Below are 15,516 nucleotides of genomic sequence, written 5' to 3'. Positions count from 1 at the left end.
AGCTCGCAGTTACATAGTGGACTGGGTTACGGCATTGCTCCAGTGTTTGGCCCCCTCCCCATTAGGCAAGACACGGCCTCGGGATGGCGGTGGTTCAAACTTTGCCCGGGTTGCGGGCTCGGCACAGTTGTTCGGCCCGCCACCACTCCCCTGGTGACGGGCCGAAGGTTGACTGTGCGGGGTTAGCGGGTCGCAGCCGCGCGCGGCAGGTCGATGAGCACTCCGATCTTCGAGGGGTTGGTGGGCTTGACGGTGCCGCCAGTGCTGGCCGGCGCGGTGGTGACGACGATCTTTCCGCCGCGGCAGCTCACGATCTTGCCGTCGACGAAGACGTCCTGGCCGTCGTCGATCGGGACGTCGTAGCCGTCCTTGTCGGTGTAGGTGCAGCCGCCGCCACCGCCGGTGTTGTCGATTGGCTGCGCATTGGCGACGGCCGGGGCCAGGGCGACGAACGCCAGGGCGCCGACGATCGTGGCTGCGTATTTGAATGCGGTCATTGTGGGTTCCTTCTCGGTTCGTTTCGGTGTTGCTCGTTGAGAAGAAATGCTGCCGATTCGGCGGTTCTGCCGTAATCGCCGAGAAGCCAGACTTACTCCTGCGACAGGGAAGGAATAGCTATCCGCCAGGTAAGGGTGCGACGATCGTGCGTCTCAAACACATTGCGAGCAGCAATAAGTCGCCGCCTGGTGACTCCAAAGGGGTTTCGTTGACAGACGCCGGGGTAGTTCGGTGTGACAGCTCATCTCGTTAGCCCCACCGGAGGTTTCCATGGCACCGCGACACCTGCTCGGCCGGATCACCGCCGCCGTCGTCTCCGCCAGTGCGGTTCTCAGCTCGACGTCGATTCCGTCCGCGAGTGCCGCGGCATGCCCCGACGTCGAGGTTGTCTTTGCGCGGGGCACCGGCGAGCCCCCCGGCGTCGGCGGAGTGGGTCAGTCGTTCGTGGATGCGTTGCGTGCACAGCTGGGCCCGCGGACGCTCGACGTCTACCCCGTCGACTATGCGGCCAGCAGTGACTTCGCCAACCGGGAGGCGTTCGCCGCGACGGTCATCGACGGTGTCAAGAACGCCGGGGCGCACGTAGCGGCCACGGCGGCGAACTGCCCTGGCACGAAGATCGTGCTCGGCGGTTACTCGCAGGGCGCAGTCGTCGCCGGATACGTCACCGCCGACCACGCACCGGCCGGCATTCCCGCATCGGTGGCTCCCGCGCCGCTACCGGCCAGCGTGGCCGGCCATGTCACAGCGGTGACACTCTTCGGCACGCCGTCGGCTGAGTTCCTCAAGCAGTACGACGCGCCCGACCTCGTCATCGGACCCAGCTACACTCCGAAGCTCCTCGAGTTGTGCGCAGCGGGAGACAGCATCTGCGACGGCACCCCCGGCGGCCAACCGGGCATCGCGCACGCGTCGTACGGATTCAACGGGATGACCGCTCAGGCGGCGGGCTATGCCGAAGATCGCATCGGGTCGCCGCCGTCCGACGCCTCTGCGGGATGATCCGCAATCACACTGCGGCATAAGCAGTTTGGAGTGCATTACCGTGGCCAGGTGCTCCGCACCTGTGCCGGGTCAAGCTTCAGGATAGACCGAATTATGGCGTCCCGGTTCCTCTGCGACCCTCTGTCGGACAGAGTGAAAAGTTGGGGCTCAAGCGGACCGTCAACTCGACCGTTAGGACCGATGCTGAACGACGTCACGGCGTAACGGACGAAAACTTTCCCGTCCGTCGAGTAGACCGACCTTCCGTTTCTGTCAGTCAACCGAACGCCGTTTTGGATTATCTCGGCCATCCGCCGTTTGTTGGCGTCGGCTCGCAGCAGTCGTTCTGCTTCCCGTGCTTGCGCTTCCCGGTACCACGTGGTGTTTTCTTTCGATACCGGGATTTTCGGGATCAAGTCCAACAAGCTCTTTTGCTTGGGGCTCAAGTCGTCCAGTTTTTGCAACGGGTTCAGTGTCGTTTTCCGATTGAGGAGTTCTTTCAACGCCTCTGTAAGGAATTTTCCGGCCGCGCCCAGAGGGTCACTCCTACTCGCCGCCACGACCACCTTCGGCGCGGGAGCGTTTTGCGCCGCAGTGACCACCCGTGAATTCACGGTGGTCGTGCTGGTGAGCCTGCCTGCGACCGAGGAGGTTTCGGCTACCGCGACGCGATTCGAGCGAGACGTCACCCGCGACGACGCATCCGTCCGGTTCGCCTTGCGGGGTGTCGTCGACCGGGTCTCGACACGGGCGCGCGGCTTGGCCGTTCCGGTACCGCCGTTGGACGAGGAGACCGACGAGGACGACCCAACGCCACTATCGGCGCCCGCAACACCGATCTGGGGCCCAACCAGAGACCAGCCGACCAGCGCCGCACCCATGCCGGCCGACGCCACACCGAGCTGAAGCCAGCGACGCACAGACAGATCTTGGTCGTGAGGTCCAGCTAGGCGACCGTCCTTTGCTGACGATGACATGACAAATCCCCCGGTGCTTTGTTGCGCTAGTTCATGATTGAGCGACTGGCGACTCGTACGCGCCCGATTCTGGAGCTCGACGTGGACTAGCGTACCTTGCTCGATCGCATCGAGGGCCTGTTCGCCGTTGCCTTCTTTGTTTGCCGCGATGGTTTCCCACCTCAATCCCAGCAATGACAAACCGTGGGACTGCCGATGCCCACAAACGCTTCAGGCCCCCTCGATGAGGGGGCCTGAACAAAGACGTGGCAGGTACAGGATTCGAACCTGTGTAGGCTTCCGCCGACGGATTTACAGTCCGCTCCCATTGGCCGCTCGGGCAACCTGCCTGGGTGCGCCACGCCGGGGATCCGGTTTGGTGCGACTAGCAGGGTACAACGATCATGTACCTCAACTACAAACCGGCCGATCACGTGAAGGAAGGGGACGAGTCCAATGGCGGATTCATCGTTCGACATCGTGAGCAAGGTCGACCGCCAAGAGGTCGACAACGCGCTGAATCAGGCGGCCAAGGAGCTGAGCACCCGCTTCGATTTCCGCGGCACCGACACCACCATCGCCTGGAAGGGCGACGAGGCCATTGAGCTGGTCAGCTCCACCGAGGAGCGGGTCAAGGCCGCTGTCGACGTATTCAAGGAAAAGCTGATCCGCCGCGACATCTCCATGAAGGCCTTCGACGACGGCGAGCCCATGGCCAGCGGGAAGACCTACCGGGTCGTCGGCAGCCTGAAGCAGGGCATCGACCAGGAGAGCGCCAAGAAGATCAACAAGCTGATCCGCGACGACGGCCCCAAGGGTGTGAAGACGCAGGTCCAGGGCGACGAGATCCGGGTCAGCTCCAAGAAGCGCGACGATCTGCAGGCCGTACAAGCACTGCTGCGCGGCGCCGACCTGGACGTGGCCCTGCAGTTCGTCAATTACCGGTAGGACAACCCTCGCTCGACCAACCGGTCAGTGCCTAATGTGGTGAGCATCACCACTCGAGGCACGAAGCGAGGACCGCGATGACCGCTACTCCGGCGACCGAACCCGTGACCGCCGAGCAGGACGGCGGCACGTACGACGTCGTGATCATCGGCGCGGGCTTCTCTGGGCTCGGCGCCGCGTACCGCATCGCCGAGCGCAACCCCGGCGTCCGCTACGTCGTCCTCGAACGCCGCGAGCGCATCGGCGGCACGTGGGACCTGTTCCGCTACCCGGGCGTCCGCTCGGACAGCAGCATCTTCTCGCTGTCGTGGCCGTGGGAACCGTGGGTTCGCAAGGAGGGTGTCGCCGACGGCGACCACATCCGCGAATACATGGAGGACACCGCCCGCAAGCGCGGCATCTTTCCCCACATCCACTTCCAGACCCACGTGCGGTCCGCCGACTGGGATTCGGTCACCGACACCTGGACCGTGCGCGTCACCGAGAATGGCGCGCCCAAAACCTATCGGGGTCGCTTCGTGTTCTTCGGCTCCGGCTACTACAACTACGACGAGGGCTACACCCCCGACTTCCCCGGGCTACAGACCTTCAAAGGCACCGTCGTTCATCCGCAGTTCTGGCCTGAGGACCTCGACTACAGCGGCAAGAGGGTGGTCGTGATCGGCAGCGGGGCCACGGCGATTTCGCTGCTTCCCGCACTGGCGCAGAAGGCCGCCAAGGTCACCATGCTGCAGCGCTCACCGACCTACCTGCTGGCCGGTTCGCGGGTCAATCCGCTCATCGACCTTGTCCGAAAGATCACTCCCCGCAAGTTCTCTCACGCATTCGCGCGGTACTTCGCGGTGGCCTTCGAAAGCTTCGTCTGGTTCCTGTCCCGCATCTCCCCCAGTACGGCCAGGAAGATGGTCCGGGCACAGAACGTCAAGGAACTGCCCCCGGGCTATCCGGTGGACGTGCACTTCAATCCGCGCTACAACGTGTGGGATCAGCGGCTGTGTCTGGTGGCCGACGGCGATCTGTTCGAGGCCATCAGGAATGGCCGCGCCGAGGTGGTCACCGACCATATCGACCACTTCGACGAAACCGGCATCACGCTGAAGTCGGGCCAACACCTGGACGCCGACATCATCGTCACCGCCACCGGCCTGCAACTGCATGCACTCGGCGGCGTGCGGATCACGTTGGACGGCAACGAGATCAAGCCCCAGGAGCGGTTCTCCTACAAGGCCTACATGCTCGAGGACGTGCCGAACCTGATCTGGTGCATCGGCTACACCAACGCGTCGTGGACGCTGCGCGCCGATATGACCGCACGCTCGGCCGCCAAGCTGATCGCGCACATGAAGTCGCACGGCTACACGCACGCCTTCCCGCATCTGGGTGGCGAGCCGCTCGCCGAGAAGCCGGCGTGGGACATCCAGGCCGGGTACGTGCTGCGCAACCTGCACGCCCTGCCCAAGTCGGGACTCAAGCGGCCGTGGGTGGTGCGGCAGAACTATCTCGCCGACGCGTTCGATCACCACTTCATCGACAAGGTCGACGAGAACATGACATTCGGCCGGGTGGCCAGCCCGGCCCGCGTCGCGGGATGACTTCCCGTGTGGGCCAGGGTCGCTGAGATCGTGCTCATCGGGTGGATCGTGATCGCCATCGGCATCTTCGTGGTGACGTTCATTTGGCGCTTCGGCACCTCCGGGACCATGTGGACCGGACCCGATATCGCGAGGATGGGCGCCTACGCGCCGACCCCCAAGCCTGAGTGGGTGATCGAATCCGCCCAAGACGAGGATCCTGACGCCGACCCGAGTATTCAGTTGCCCAACTCCCCATGAACACCGGGTTGTTCGCCATACCCTGAACCCCATGACGTCTGAACGCCGCGAACCCAAAGTAGTCGTACTCGGTGGCGGATCCTGGGGAACCACCGTCGCATCCATCTGCTCCCGCCGGGGGCCGACGCTGCAATGGGTGCGTTCGGAGGAAACCGCCAAGGACATCAACGAGAACCACCGCAACTCCCGCTACCTGGGTGACGACGTCGAACTCTCGGAAACCCTGCGCGCCACCACCGATTTCAGCGAGGCAGCCGACTGCGCGGATGTCGTGGTGATGGGCGTGCCCTCGCACGGCTTCCGCGGCGTGCTCGCCGAACTGAGCAAGGAACTGCGCCCCTGGGTGCCGGTCGTCAGCCTGGTCAAGGGCCTCGAACAAGGCACCAACATGCGGATGAGCCAGATCATCGACGAGGTCCTGCCCGGCCACCCGGCCGGCATCCTCGCCGGCCCCAACATCGCGCGCGAGGTCGCCGACGGCTATGCCGCCGCCGCGGTACTGGCCATGCCCGATCAGCATCTGGCCGCCAACCTCGCGAAGATGTTCCGTACCAAGCGGTTCCGCGTCTACACCACGGACGACGTTGTTGGCGTCGAGATCGCCGGGGCATTGAAGAACGTCTACGCCATCGCGGTCGGCATGGGCTACTCACTGGGGATCGGCGAGAACACCCGGGCACTGGTGATGGCCCGCGCGGTCCGCGAGATGTCCCGCATGGGCGAGGCGATCGGAGGGCACCGCGACACCTTCTCCGGCCTGGCGGGGATGGGCGACCTGATCGTCACGTGTACGTCCAAGCGCAGCCGCAACCGCCACGTCGGCGAAGAACTGGGCTCAGGCAAGACGATTGAGGAAATCATCTCGTCGATGAACCAGGTCGCCGAGGGCGTCAAGGCCGCCAGCGTGATCATGGAGTTCGCCGAGAAGTACGGCCTGAACATGCCGATCGCCCGTGAGGTCGACGCCGTGGTCAATCACGGCGCCAACGTCGAACAGGCCTACCGCGGACTGATGGCCGAGAAGCCCGGCCACGAGGTCAACGACTCACACTTCTAACCCGGGAACGACGGGAACAACGGGTTGCCGTTCTTCGGACGATCCAGCATCGGGCTGGGTCCCGAGGTGAATGTCCCGCCCGGGCCGACGACGAAGCCGACCTGGTCGTGGCCGTTCACGCATGCCACCGTCCCGCCGCCGTCGACGCCGCAGCTGATATCGCGGAAACTGAGCCGCGTGTTCGGGGCCAATGGCTTGACGTCACCGGCGGCCGCGTAGATCGACGCGCCCGTGCTCGAGAACCCCGGCTCACCGGACGGACCGGCACTCACGAGATTCGCGCCACCGGGCGCGCCGGGCAGGGCGCCACTGCAGCCATAGCTGCCGTTGCCCTTGTCCAGAACGCAGACGACACCGGGCGGGCCTGCGAAGGCGTACCAATTGCCGCCCATCGCCGCGTAGTCCACCGGGCTCACCGGCTTGTAGGCGTTGACATTGGGAAGGACGGGGGCCGGTGCCGGCTCGGGGTCGGCCGAGGCCACGCCCGGCACACCCATCGCAGCTGCCCCCGCAGCACTCACCAGGCCGATCAGGATTCTGCTCAGCATCACCACACCCTACGTAAGCGCCGCGAGCGGCGCAGCCTGCGCACTTTCCTCGTGATTCGGCCGGAGCGCCCCGATTCGTTACCGTGTCGAGCCATTTCCCTCCCGCCACGTTCGCGTCAATTCGGGCTGCGATCGGCCTACACTGAACCGATCCCGATATGAGCTGGAGAGGCCGTTCGGTGCTGGGGCACTTGAGAAGGCCGCTGCGCGGGGGCGCGGCGGTGCTGAGTCTCGCCCTCTCCGCGATGGTCGTGGCCGCCACCCACCCGCAAGCCGTCAGCACTCCCGTCGTCGGCCTGGCCGCGCTCGTCTTCCACGACGTCACCAATCCCGGCGGCGACGTGATGGTCGACATCTTCGACTACAAGGCCCTGCAGCCCGACGCCGACAACCAAGTGCTGTCGATCGGTGGCGGCTCCGACGATGCCGCCACGCTGGCCGAACTCCTCGATTCCACGGACCCGTCGAACAACGTCTTCCACATCAACTACGAATTCGATGCCAGCGCAAAGGTTCAGGTGCTGACCGTCTTCACCGACAGCAACGCGATGGCCAAGCACGACGCCAAGCAATCGGTGGACCAGTCCGGCAGCGTCAACTGCGCGGGCGCCGCGATCTGCCACACCGACCCGCGCAGCGGCTCCACCACCATCACCTACCCGGACGGGGTCGTCGCGGTCGTCGAACGCATCAACGACATCGCCGTCGTCGCCTACAGGACCCTCGGCGCGGCGGTGCTCGGCCATCTCAACCCGCCCCCGGTTGCTGGGCCGCCCGCCCCGCAATCCACCCCGCCGCCTGCGCCCACCGACCCCGCTCCGGCAACCGCGCCGGCCAGCCCCACTCCCGCGGATCCGCCGGCGGCACCCGCTGCGGCCGGCACCGGGCCACGCCTGAACATCGTGCGGCCCGCACCGGACTTCACCCCCGGACGCACCGGCGTGACGACCACCCCACCCGGAGCCAAGTCCGACTTGTCCACCACAACTGACAAGTTCGTCAACGACGTGCTCAACAAGGTGACCGACACGGTCAACCACATCTTCAACCGGGACAACGCGCCCTCGGGCGTGGGCAAAGTGGGCACCCCGCCGTCCGCCGGCGACGAGTGATCGACGACACCCACGAGGTGTAGAAGTCGGCGGATCGGGAAACGTTACGACGGTCCCCTGTGCTTGACGCACACCAAACGAGCGCCACGACAAGGCAATTCGCGTAAGGACTATGACTTCACTCACAACGACGTATCTCGCTGCCAGTAATTGGGAGAACTTCTGGAACGGAAACCTCGGCGAGTGGCTGCGCACCAAGGGTCTGCACATCGTGCTGGTGATCGCCGCCGCCGTGCTGGCCACCCGACTGATCCGCTGGATCGCCAACAAGATCGCCCAACGCCTCGACGCCGGCCACGAGCTGGTGCGCTCGGAGAGCGCCAAACACCGCGCCGCGGTCGCGTCGGTGATCTCGTCGGTGGCGATCGCGATCCTCTACGTGGTGGTCTCCGTCGACGTCTTCGACCAACTCGGCCTGCCGATCGGCTCGCTGGTCGCCCCGGCCGCGGTGCTGGGTGCCGCACTGGGTTTCGGCGCGCAGCGGATCGTTCAGGACCTGCTCAGCGGCTTTTTCATCATCACCGAGAAGCAATACGGCTTCGGTGATCTGGTGGCTCTGACGGTCACCGGGTCGTCGACCGAAGCCCAGGGCACCGTCGAGGACGTCACCCTGCGGGTGACGAAGTTGCGCACCAGCGACGGTGAGGTGTTCACGATCCCCAACGGCCAGATCGTCAAGGCGCTGAACCTGTCCAAGGACTGGGCACGCGCGGTCGTCGACATCCCCGTGCCCACCAGCGCGGACCTCAACAAGGTCAACGACGTACTGCACGAGGTGGCCTCGGCCGCCACCACCGACAACCGGCTGGACCAACTGCTGCTCGACGAGCCCGCACTGATGGGTGTCGAGAGCATCAAGCTGGACACCGTCAACCTGCGGATGGTGGCCCGCACGCTGCCGGGCAAGCAGTTCGAAGTCGGCCGGATGCTGCGGGCGATGGTGTTGCGGTCGCTGCGTCAGGCCGGGATCGCGAGTCCCACCAAAGCGGGCGCCGACGCGGTGACCAACTCGAGTTAGCGGCCTGCCATCCGCTCCAACCGCGCGATCCGGTCCGGGATCGGCGGATGGGTGGAGAACAGCTTGCCGATCTTCTCGCCGGCACGGAACGGGCTGGCGATCATCAGGTGCGCCTGGTCGGCCAGCTGCGGCTCGGGCGGCAGCGGAGCGTTCTCCACCCCGCCGCTGATCTTGCGCAGCGCCGATGCCAACGCCAGCGGGTCACCGGAGAGCTCCGCGCCCGACGCGTCGGCCTGGTACTCACGCGAGCGCGACACCGCCAGCCGGATCAGCGACGCGGCGATCGGACCGAGCAGCGAAACCAGCAGCAGAGCAAAGGGATTCGCACCGCCTTCGCGGTTGTTGCCGCCGAACATGCTGGCGAACATCGCGATATTGGCCAGCGCGGTGATCACCGAGGCCATCGCACCTGCCACGCACGAGATCAGGATGTCGCGGTTGTAGACGTGCGAGAGCTCGTGGCCGAGCACCGCGCGAAGCTCGCGCTCGCTGAGCAGGTCGAGGATGCCGGTCGTGACGCACACCGCGGCATTGCGCGGGTTGCGTCCGGTGGCGAAGGCGTTCGGGTTGGCGGTGTCGCTGATGTACAGCCGGGGCATCGGCTGGTGGGCGGCGGTGGCCAGCTCGCGCACCATCGAGTAGATGTGCGGGGCCTGCAGCTCGGTGATCGGCTGGGCGTGCATGGCACGCAGCGCCAGCTTGTCGGAGTTGAAGTACACGTACACGTTCATGCCGAGGGCGAACACCAGGGCCAGGAACATGATGTTGCGTCCGAACAGCGAACCGACGAAGACGATCAGCGTCGACATTCCGACGAGCAGCATGAACGTCTTGAACGTGTTGGCGGTCGGATGCCAAGTCATCGAATTCCTCCTACGAGCAAACGCACTCTCACCGGAGATTAACGCCTCGCACTCACTGCGAGGTTCCGCGAATCGCTCAGCCGTGCCGGTTGATCGTGTAGTCCATCAGCGAAGCCAGTGCCCGACGACCGGGCACGTCCGGCAACCCCGCCAGCTCGTCACCGGCTTGTTCGGCATAGCGCTGGACGGTCTCCTTGGCCTTCACGATGCCGCTGCCCGAGCGCAGCAACCCCAGCGCCTCGGCCAGCTTGTCGTCGTCCTCGATCGGGCCCTTCAGCAGTTCACGCAACCGGTCGGCGTCGGGGCCGGTGTCGGCCAGCGCGTACAGCACAGGCAGCGTGTGCACACCCTCGCGCAGGTCGGTACCCGGCAGCTTGCCCGACTCGTCGGGGTCGCTGTCGATGTCGATGATGTCGTCGGAGATCTGGAAGGCCGTGCCGACGATGCCGCCGAGCCGGCTCAGGCGCTCGACCTGATCCTCGGTGGCGCCGGCGAACGTCGCACCGAACCGGCCCGACGCGGCGATCAGGCAGGCGGTCTTCTCGTAGACCACCTTCAGGTAGTGCTCGACCGGGTCCACCCCGGAGGTGTTGCCCTTGGTCTCGCGCATCTGCCCGGTGACCAGCTGGGCGAAGGTCTCGGCGATGATGCGCACCGCGTCCGGACCGAGCCGGCTCACCAGCCGCGACGCCGTCGCGAACAGGTAGTCGCCGGCCAGGATCGCAATGTTGTTGCCCCAGCGGGCGTTGGCGCTGGGCGCCCCGCGGCGCATCTGCGCCTCGTCCATCACGTCGTCGTGATAGAGCGTCGCCAGGTGGACCAGCTCGATCACCGCACCGGCCACCGTGACCTGCCAGGCATCCGGCTCCGGGCCGAGTTGCGCGGAGAGCACCGTGAACAGCGGCCGGAATCGCTTGCCCCCGGCCTCGAACAGATGCACGACGGCCTCGGTCATCAGCTCGTCGCCACCGCGCAGTTCGGTGCTCATGAGCTCTTCGACGCGGGCCACCCCGTCGCGGACACTCTGGGCGAACGCCGGGTCGCCGAAGTCCACCCCTGCTACCACCGTCGCCGGAGTACTCACCCTGCCAACATACTGGGGGACATGGACAGGCATGCGACTGTGGTCGTCGTCGGGGCTGGACCAGCGGGTTCGGCGGCCGCCGCCTGGGCGGCTCGGCATGGTCACGACGTGCTCGTCATCGACGCCGCCGAGTTTCCCCGGGACAAACCGTGCGGCGACGGACTGACTCCGCGCGCGGTTCTGGAGCTGCAGCGCCTCGGGCTGTGCGACTGGCTCGACGGCCACATCCGCCATCACGGGTTGCGGCTGTCCGGGTTCGGCGCCGACGTCGAGGTGCCCTGGCCCGGCCCGTCGTTCGGCGGGACGGGATCGGCGGTGCCCCGCACCGAACTCGACGACCGGATCCGCAAGGTCGCCGAGGACGCCGGGGCCTCGATGCTGCTCGGCGTGAAAGCCGTTGACGTGTCGGTCGATTCGCGCGGGCGGGTGGACGCGGTGGTACTGGCCGACGGGTCGCGGGTGTCGTGCAACTGGGTGATCGTGGCCGACGGTGCGCGTTCGCCGTTCGGCCGGGTGCTGGGCCGGCAGTGGCATCAGGAGACCGTGTACGGGGTGGCGGTGCGCGGGTATCTGGCCTCACCGCGGTCCTCGGAGCCCTGGATCTCCTCGGATCTGGAACTGCGCTCAGTCGAGGGGCAGGTGCTGCCGGGCTACGGCTGGATCTTCCCGCTGGGCAATGGCGAGGTGAACATCGGCGTCGGCGCGCTGGCGACGGCCAAACGGCCCGCCGATGTGGCGCTGCGACCGCTGATCAAGCACTACACCGACCTCAAGCGGGACTCGTGGGGGTTCGAGGGGGCGCCGCGGGCGGTGTCCTCGGCGCTGCTGCCGATGGGTGGGGCGGTGTCCGGGGTGGCCGGGCCGAACTGGGTGCTGATCGGCGACGCCGCGGCCTGCGTGAACCCACTCAACGGCGAGGGCATCGACTACGGGCTGGAGACCGGGCGGCTGGCCGCCGAGATGCTGGGCTCCGACGACCTGTCCCTGGCCTGGCCTGCTGTTTTGCAGGAGCACTACGGGCGCGGGTTCTCGGTGGCCCGGCGACTGGGCCTGCTACTAACGCTGCCGCGGTTCTTACCGCTGACCGGGCCGATCGCCATGCGCTCCTCGCGGCTGATGGGGGTCGCGGTTCGGGTGATGGGCAACCTGGTGACCGACGAGGACGCCGATCTGGTGGCGCGGGTGTGGCGGACTGCGGGACTGGGATCGCGCGTGCTCGACCGGCGCAAGCCGTTCAGCTGAGCTTTCTGTCCGCGAGCGTGCGCGAACTGCACGCCGTCACGGCGTGTCCGCGTGCAGACACGCACGCTCGCGACTCACAGAAATGACAAATTTGACAAAACTTCTTCAAATCCGGGCTTCTGCGTCATAGGCTCCGCGCCATGACTGATTACGACGCGATCATCGTCGGCGCGGGACACAACGGACTGACCGCAGCGGTGGTGCTGCAGCGCGCGGGGTTGCGCACCCTGTGCCTGGAAGCCAACACCTACAGCGGTGGCATGTCGGCCACCGTCGAGTTGATCGACGGGTTCAAGTACGAGATCGCCGGCTCGGTGCGCTTCCCCACCGCGCAGAAGATCAACAGCGAGCTGGGCCTGGACACGCTGCCGACCATCGAGTCGGAGATCATGTCGGTCAATCTCGGGGACAACGGCCAGGAAGCGATGATCTTCCACAGCGACCCGATGGCCATGATGACCCATCTCAACGAGAAGCACGGCATGGACGCCGTGATGGCGATGGCCAACCTGTACGCCTGGAGCACCGGCCCCGGCAAGGCACTCGGCCGCTTCGACGCCTTGGCGCTGCCGAAGACCATCGACGAGATGTATGCCTGTGCCGCAGACGAATCCGAGCGGCGCGCCATCCACGAAATGCTGTTCGGCTCGGCGATGGACGTCGTCGACCGGTTCCTGCCCGACAAGGAGAAGCACTCCGTCATCCGCGGCATGCTGGCCTTCCTGGCGGTGAACTCCACGTACCGCGGCCCGTATACCCCCGGCAGCGCAACATGTTTGGCGTTCGCGATGGCCATGCCGCCCGAAGGCGGCCAGATGACCACCAAGCTCAAGGGCGGAATCGGGGTGCTCGCCGAGCATCTGCGCGATCTGTTCACCGAAGCCAAGGGCGAGATGCGCTTCCGCGCGAAGGTCGAGCAGATCCTCGTCGAAGACGGGAAAGTCACCGGGGTGCGCCTCAAGGACGGCGAGGTGATCACCGCGCCGATCGTGGTGTCCAACCTCGCACCGGAGACCACGCTGCTGGATCTCGTTGGGGTTGATCATCTTCCGTCGTCGCTCGTGGAGCGCCTCGGCGGCCGCGATCACCGGGCCTCGTTCATGCAGATCCACTTCGCCCTGGACGGGGCGCCCGAGTACGCCGCGCCCTACGACTTCCTCAACGAACCCGGCATGCAGATGTCGGTGGGCATGTTCGGCTCCCCCGAAGAGCAGCAGCGCCAATGGGAGAAGGCCCGCGGCGGTGAGGTTCCGGACAACCCCGCGCTGTCGATCCAGATGCCGACTGTCGGCGATCCGGAGATGGCCCCCGAGGGCAAGCACGCCGCCAGCGTCTACGCCTACGGCTTCCCCATCGAAGCGCCGCGCGAGCAGCACGGTCAGCTGAAAACCGAAATGGCAGAACGGGTTGTCGACAAGATCACCCGCTACGCGCCGAACTTCAAGGACATCCTGATCCGCGATATCACGTTCGCGCCGTATCACATGAACACCATGTTCGCCGCACCCAACGGCGACTTCTGCCACGGCCTGTTGCAGCCCGAACTGATGGGCGTGAACCGGCCGGGCCCCAAGGGATTCATCGACGAGCCGATCCCGATCGAGGGCCTGTACCTGGGCGGGGCGGGCTGCCACGGCGGGCCGGGCATCACGTTCGTGCCGGGCTACAACGCCGGCTATCAGGTGCTGGCCGACGCGGGCCGCTAACCAGTGATTTCGGCGCGAAAACCGCCGCTGAGCGAACGAAACCGCGCCGAAATCGCTTGGAGGCTAAGGCTTGACGGCGTAGTGCAGCGCGACGATGCCGCCAGTGAGGTTGCGCCAGCGCACATCTGACCACCCGGCGTCGCGGATCTGCCGGGCCAGCGCCGCCTGGTCGGGCCAGGCCCGGATGGACTCGGCCAGATAGACGTAGGCCTCGGGGTTGCTCGACACCGCACGGGCCACCCGCGGCAGAGCCTGCATCAGGTACTCCTTGTAGACCGTCGAGAAGACCGGCACCACGGGTGTGGAGAATTCGCACACCACCAGTCGCCCGCCCGGACGCGTCACCCGCGCCATCTCGCGCAGGCCCGCCGGATGGTCGACCACATTGCGCAAACCGAAGCTGATCGTCACCGCGTCGAACACTTCGTCGGCGAACGGCAGCTTGGTCGCATCCGCGGCCACCTTCGGCACCGCGCGGGCAGCACCGGCCCGCAGCATGCCGACCGAGAAGTCGGCCGCCACACACCACGCGCCGGACTTCGTCAGCTCGACTGTCGACACCGCTGTGCCCGCCGCGAGGTCCAGCACCCGGTCGCCCGGTCCGATGCCCAGTGCCGCGCGCGTCGCCCGGCGCCATGATCGGTCCTGCCCCATCGAGAGCACCGTGTTGGTGATGTCGTAGCGGCGCGCGACGGCGTCGAACATCGACGCCACATCGCGGGGATCCTTGTCCAGCGTCGCGCGGCTCACGGTGCCGACGCTACCCGAGCGGGAATCATGAGCCCGCTCACGCGTTGCACTCAGCCATGAGCGAAAAAGTTTGGTTCATCACCGGAACATCGCGCGGCTTCGGCCGGGAGTGGACGATCGGCGCCCTGGAGCGCGGCGACAAGGTCGCCGCCACCGCCCGCGACACCGCCAGCCTGGCCGACCTGGTCGACAAGTACGGCGACGCGATCCTGCCGATCCAGCTCGACGTCACCGACCGCGAGGCCGACTTCGCCGCGGTCGCCCAGGCCCACGACCACTTCGGCAGGCTCGACATCGTCGTCAACAACGCGGGCTACGGCCACTTCGGCTTCATCGAGGAACTGTCTGAGAAGGACGCCCGCGACCAGCTGGAGACCAACGTATTCGGCGCGCTGTGGATCACCCAGGCGGCGCTGCCCTATCTGCGCGCCCAGGGCAGCGGCCACATCATCCAGGTGTCATCGATCGGCGGCATCACCGCGTTCCCGCTCGTCGGCATCTACCACGCGTCGAAGTGGGCGCTCGAAGGCTTCTCGCAGGCGCTGGCCCAAGAGGTCGCGCCGTTCGGCATTCACGTCACGCTGATCGAGCCGGGCGGCTTCGACACCGACTGGTCCGGGCCGTCGTCGAAGCGGTCGGTCGAACTGCCGGACTACGCCGAGTTGCATCGGCAGGTCGACGAGATGCGGGCCAAGCGGTGGGCCAAGCCCGGCAACCCGCAAGCATCGGCTGCGGCGATCCTCAAGATCGTGGACGCGCCGAAGCCTCCGCTGCGAGCGTTCTTCGGGGAGTCTCCGTTGGCGACGGCGAAGGCCGACTACGAAAGTCGCCTCGCCAATTGGGAGGAATGGCAGCCTGTCGCCGTTGAGGCGCAGGGTTAGCTATATAGCGCGCGCGTCAACTCTCGGTAATTGACGC

At 66.3% G+C, this 15,516-nt stretch carries 16 protein-coding genes and 1 tRNA gene; 11 read left to right on the top strand and 6 right to left on the bottom strand.

Going from position 1 to position 15,516, the window contains the following annotated elements; genetic code table 11:
* Window positions 1-182: 182 nt before the first annotated feature.
* A complete protein-coding gene (locus EV580_RS28415; RefSeq protein ID WP_133695685.1) occupies window positions 183-497 on the bottom strand; it encodes a hypothetical protein in 315 nt (104 codons plus the stop codon).
* A 271-nt stretch (window positions 498-768) separates the two neighbouring features.
* Between EV580_RS28415 and EV580_RS28410 the strand changes: the two genes are divergently transcribed.
* Together EV580_RS28410 and EV580_RS28405 are read left to right on the top strand one after the other, a co-directional pair.
* Entirely contained in the window at window positions 769-1,500 is a 732-nt protein-coding gene (locus tag EV580_RS28410; RefSeq protein ID WP_133695683.1) for a cutinase family protein, read from the top strand.
* A 576-nt stretch (window positions 1,501-2,076) separates the two neighbouring features.
* Entirely contained in the window at window positions 2,077-2,388 is a 312-nt protein-coding gene (locus EV580_RS28405; protein WP_133695682.1) for a hypothetical protein, read from the top strand.
* 317 nt (window positions 2,389-2,705) lie between these two features.
* On the opposite strand, the gene EV580_RS28400 is transcribed toward EV580_RS28405, so the two are convergent.
* A tRNA-Tyr gene (locus EV580_RS28400) sits at window positions 2,706-2,788 on the bottom strand.
* 106 nt (window positions 2,789-2,894) lie between these two features.
* Here EV580_RS28400 and EV580_RS28395 point away from each other — a divergent pair.
* The 4 genes from EV580_RS28395 to EV580_RS28380 all read left to right on the top strand — a co-directional run bounded on the left by EV580_RS28395 (window position 2,895) and on the right by EV580_RS28380 (window position 6,275).
* Window positions 2,895-3,386 (top strand): YajQ family cyclic di-GMP-binding protein, encoded by a 492-nt coding sequence (locus EV580_RS28395; RefSeq protein ID WP_133695680.1) that lies wholly within the window; start codon window positions 2,895-2,897, stop codon window positions 3,384-3,386.
* A gap of 77 nt (window positions 3,387-3,463) precedes the next feature.
* Entirely contained in the window at window positions 3,464-4,978 is a 1,515-nt protein-coding gene (locus tag EV580_RS28390; protein ID WP_133695678.1) for a flavin-containing monooxygenase, read from the top strand.
* 6 nt (window positions 4,979-4,984) lie between these two features.
* Complete coding sequence (locus tag EV580_RS28385) at window positions 4,985-5,218, top strand: hypothetical protein (protein ID WP_133695676.1); 234 nt, start codon at window positions 4,985-4,987, stop codon at window positions 5,216-5,218.
* A gap of 31 nt (window positions 5,219-5,249) precedes the next feature.
* Window positions 5,250-6,275, top strand: a complete 1,026-nt coding sequence (locus EV580_RS28380; RefSeq protein WP_133695674.1) for an NAD(P)H-dependent glycerol-3-phosphate dehydrogenase — start codon at window positions 5,250-5,252, stop codon at window positions 6,273-6,275.
* Here EV580_RS28380 and EV580_RS28375 read toward each other — a convergent pair.
* Complete coding sequence (locus EV580_RS28375; RefSeq protein ID WP_133695672.1) at window positions 6,272-6,823, bottom strand: hypothetical protein; 552 nt, start codon at window positions 6,821-6,823, stop codon at window positions 6,272-6,274. The two genes, EV580_RS28380 and EV580_RS28375, sit on opposite strands and share 4 nt — an antisense overlap.
* Before the next feature lie 158 nt (window positions 6,824-6,981).
* Here EV580_RS28375 and EV580_RS28370 point away from each other — a divergent pair, with 158 nt between their 5' ends.
* Both EV580_RS28370 and EV580_RS28365 read left to right on the top strand, forming a co-directional pair.
* The gene (locus EV580_RS28370) at window positions 6,982-7,935 is read left to right on the top strand and encodes a hypothetical protein (RefSeq protein WP_183507707.1); all 954 of its coding nucleotides are present in this window, start codon (window positions 6,982-6,984) and stop codon (window positions 7,933-7,935) included.
* A gap of 112 nt (window positions 7,936-8,047) precedes the next feature.
* Window positions 8,048-8,953 (top strand): mechanosensitive ion channel family protein, encoded by a 906-nt coding sequence (locus EV580_RS28365; RefSeq protein ID WP_133695668.1) that lies wholly within the window; start codon window positions 8,048-8,050, stop codon window positions 8,951-8,953.
* On the opposite strand, the gene htpX is transcribed toward EV580_RS28365, so the two are convergent.
* Window positions 8,950-9,816 carry a zinc metalloprotease HtpX gene (gene htpX / locus EV580_RS28360; protein ID WP_133695666.1) on the bottom strand — a complete coding sequence of 289 codons (867 nt, stop codon included), beginning with the start codon at window positions 9,814-9,816 and terminating at the stop codon, window positions 8,950-8,952. The two genes, EV580_RS28365 and htpX, sit on opposite strands and share 4 nt — an antisense overlap.
* Window positions 9,817-9,892: 76 nt before the next feature.
* Entirely contained in the window at window positions 9,893-10,900 is a 1,008-nt protein-coding gene (gene grcC1 / locus EV580_RS28355) for a nonaprenyl/(2E,6E)-farnesyl/geranylgeranyl diphosphat synthase (RefSeq protein WP_183507705.1), read from the bottom strand.
* A gap of 21 nt (window positions 10,901-10,921) precedes the next feature.
* Between grcC1 and menJ the strand changes: the two genes are divergently transcribed.
* Both menJ and EV580_RS28345 read left to right on the top strand, forming a co-directional pair.
* On the top strand, window positions 10,922-12,142 hold the full coding sequence (menJ, locus tag EV580_RS28350; protein WP_133695665.1) for a menaquinone reductase MenJ: 1,221 nt from the start codon (window positions 10,922-10,924) through the stop codon (window positions 12,140-12,142).
* Window positions 12,143-12,282: 140 nt separating this feature from the next.
* Window positions 12,283-13,848, top strand: a complete 1,566-nt coding sequence (locus EV580_RS28345) for a phytoene desaturase family protein (protein WP_133695663.1) — start codon at window positions 12,283-12,285, stop codon at window positions 13,846-13,848.
* 63 nt (window positions 13,849-13,911) lie between these two features.
* On the opposite strand, the gene EV580_RS28340 is transcribed toward EV580_RS28345, so the two are convergent.
* Window positions 13,912-14,598, bottom strand: coding sequence for a demethylmenaquinone methyltransferase (locus EV580_RS28340; protein WP_166654926.1), 687 nt, complete (start codon window positions 14,596-14,598; stop codon window positions 13,912-13,914).
* 56 nt (window positions 14,599-14,654) lie between these two features.
* Here EV580_RS28340 and EV580_RS28335 point away from each other — a divergent pair, with 56 nt between their 5' ends.
* The gene (locus EV580_RS28335; RefSeq protein ID WP_133695660.1) at window positions 14,655-15,479 is read left to right on the top strand and encodes an SDR family oxidoreductase; all 825 of its coding nucleotides are present in this window, start codon (window positions 14,655-14,657) and stop codon (window positions 15,477-15,479) included.
* Window positions 15,480-15,516 lie beyond the last annotated feature (37 nt).

It is taken from the genome of Mycobacterium sp. BK086, from assembly GCA_004362315.1.
Classification (GTDB): Bacteria; Actinomycetota; Actinomycetes; order Mycobacteriales; family Mycobacteriaceae; genus Mycobacterium.
This window is presented reverse-complemented; position numbering and strand designations above follow the sequence as displayed.

Excerpts from the sequence above, each read along its gene's own strand:
- EV580_RS28415 (WP_133695685.1), bottom strand. The coding sequence starts at position 497 with ATGACCGCATTCAAATACGCAGCCACGATCGTCGGCGCCCTGGCGTTC.
- EV580_RS28410 (WP_133695683.1), top strand. The coding sequence starts at position 769 with ATGGCACCGCGACACCTGCTCGGCCGGATCACCGCCGCCGTCGTCTCC.
- EV580_RS28395 (WP_133695680.1), top strand. The coding sequence starts at position 2,895 with ATGGCGGATTCATCGTTCGACATCGTGAGCAAGGTCGACCGCCAAGAG.
- EV580_RS28390 (WP_133695678.1), top strand. The coding sequence starts at position 3,464 with ATGACCGCTACTCCGGCGACCGAACCCGTGACCGCCGAGCAGGACGGC.
- EV580_RS28380 (WP_133695674.1), top strand. The coding sequence starts at position 5,250 with ATGACGTCTGAACGCCGCGAACCCAAAGTAGTCGTACTCGGTGGCGGA.
- EV580_RS28375 (WP_133695672.1), bottom strand. The coding sequence starts at position 6,823 with ATGCTGAGCAGAATCCTGATCGGCCTGGTGAGTGCTGCGGGGGCAGCT.
- EV580_RS28370 (WP_183507707.1), top strand. The coding sequence starts at position 6,982 with ATGAGCTGGAGAGGCCGTTCGGTGCTGGGGCACTTGAGAAGGCCGCTG.
- EV580_RS28365 (WP_133695668.1), top strand. The coding sequence starts at position 8,048 with ATGACTTCACTCACAACGACGTATCTCGCTGCCAGTAATTGGGAGAAC.
- htpX (WP_133695666.1), bottom strand. The coding sequence starts at position 9,816 with ATGACTTGGCATCCGACCGCCAACACGTTCAAGACGTTCATGCTGCTC.
- menJ (WP_133695665.1), top strand. The coding sequence starts at position 10,922 with ATGGACAGGCATGCGACTGTGGTCGTCGTCGGGGCTGGACCAGCGGGT.
- EV580_RS28345 (WP_133695663.1), top strand. The coding sequence starts at position 12,283 with ATGACTGATTACGACGCGATCATCGTCGGCGCGGGACACAACGGACTG.
- EV580_RS28335 (WP_133695660.1), top strand. The coding sequence starts at position 14,655 with ATGAGCGAAAAAGTTTGGTTCATCACCGGAACATCGCGCGGCTTCGGC.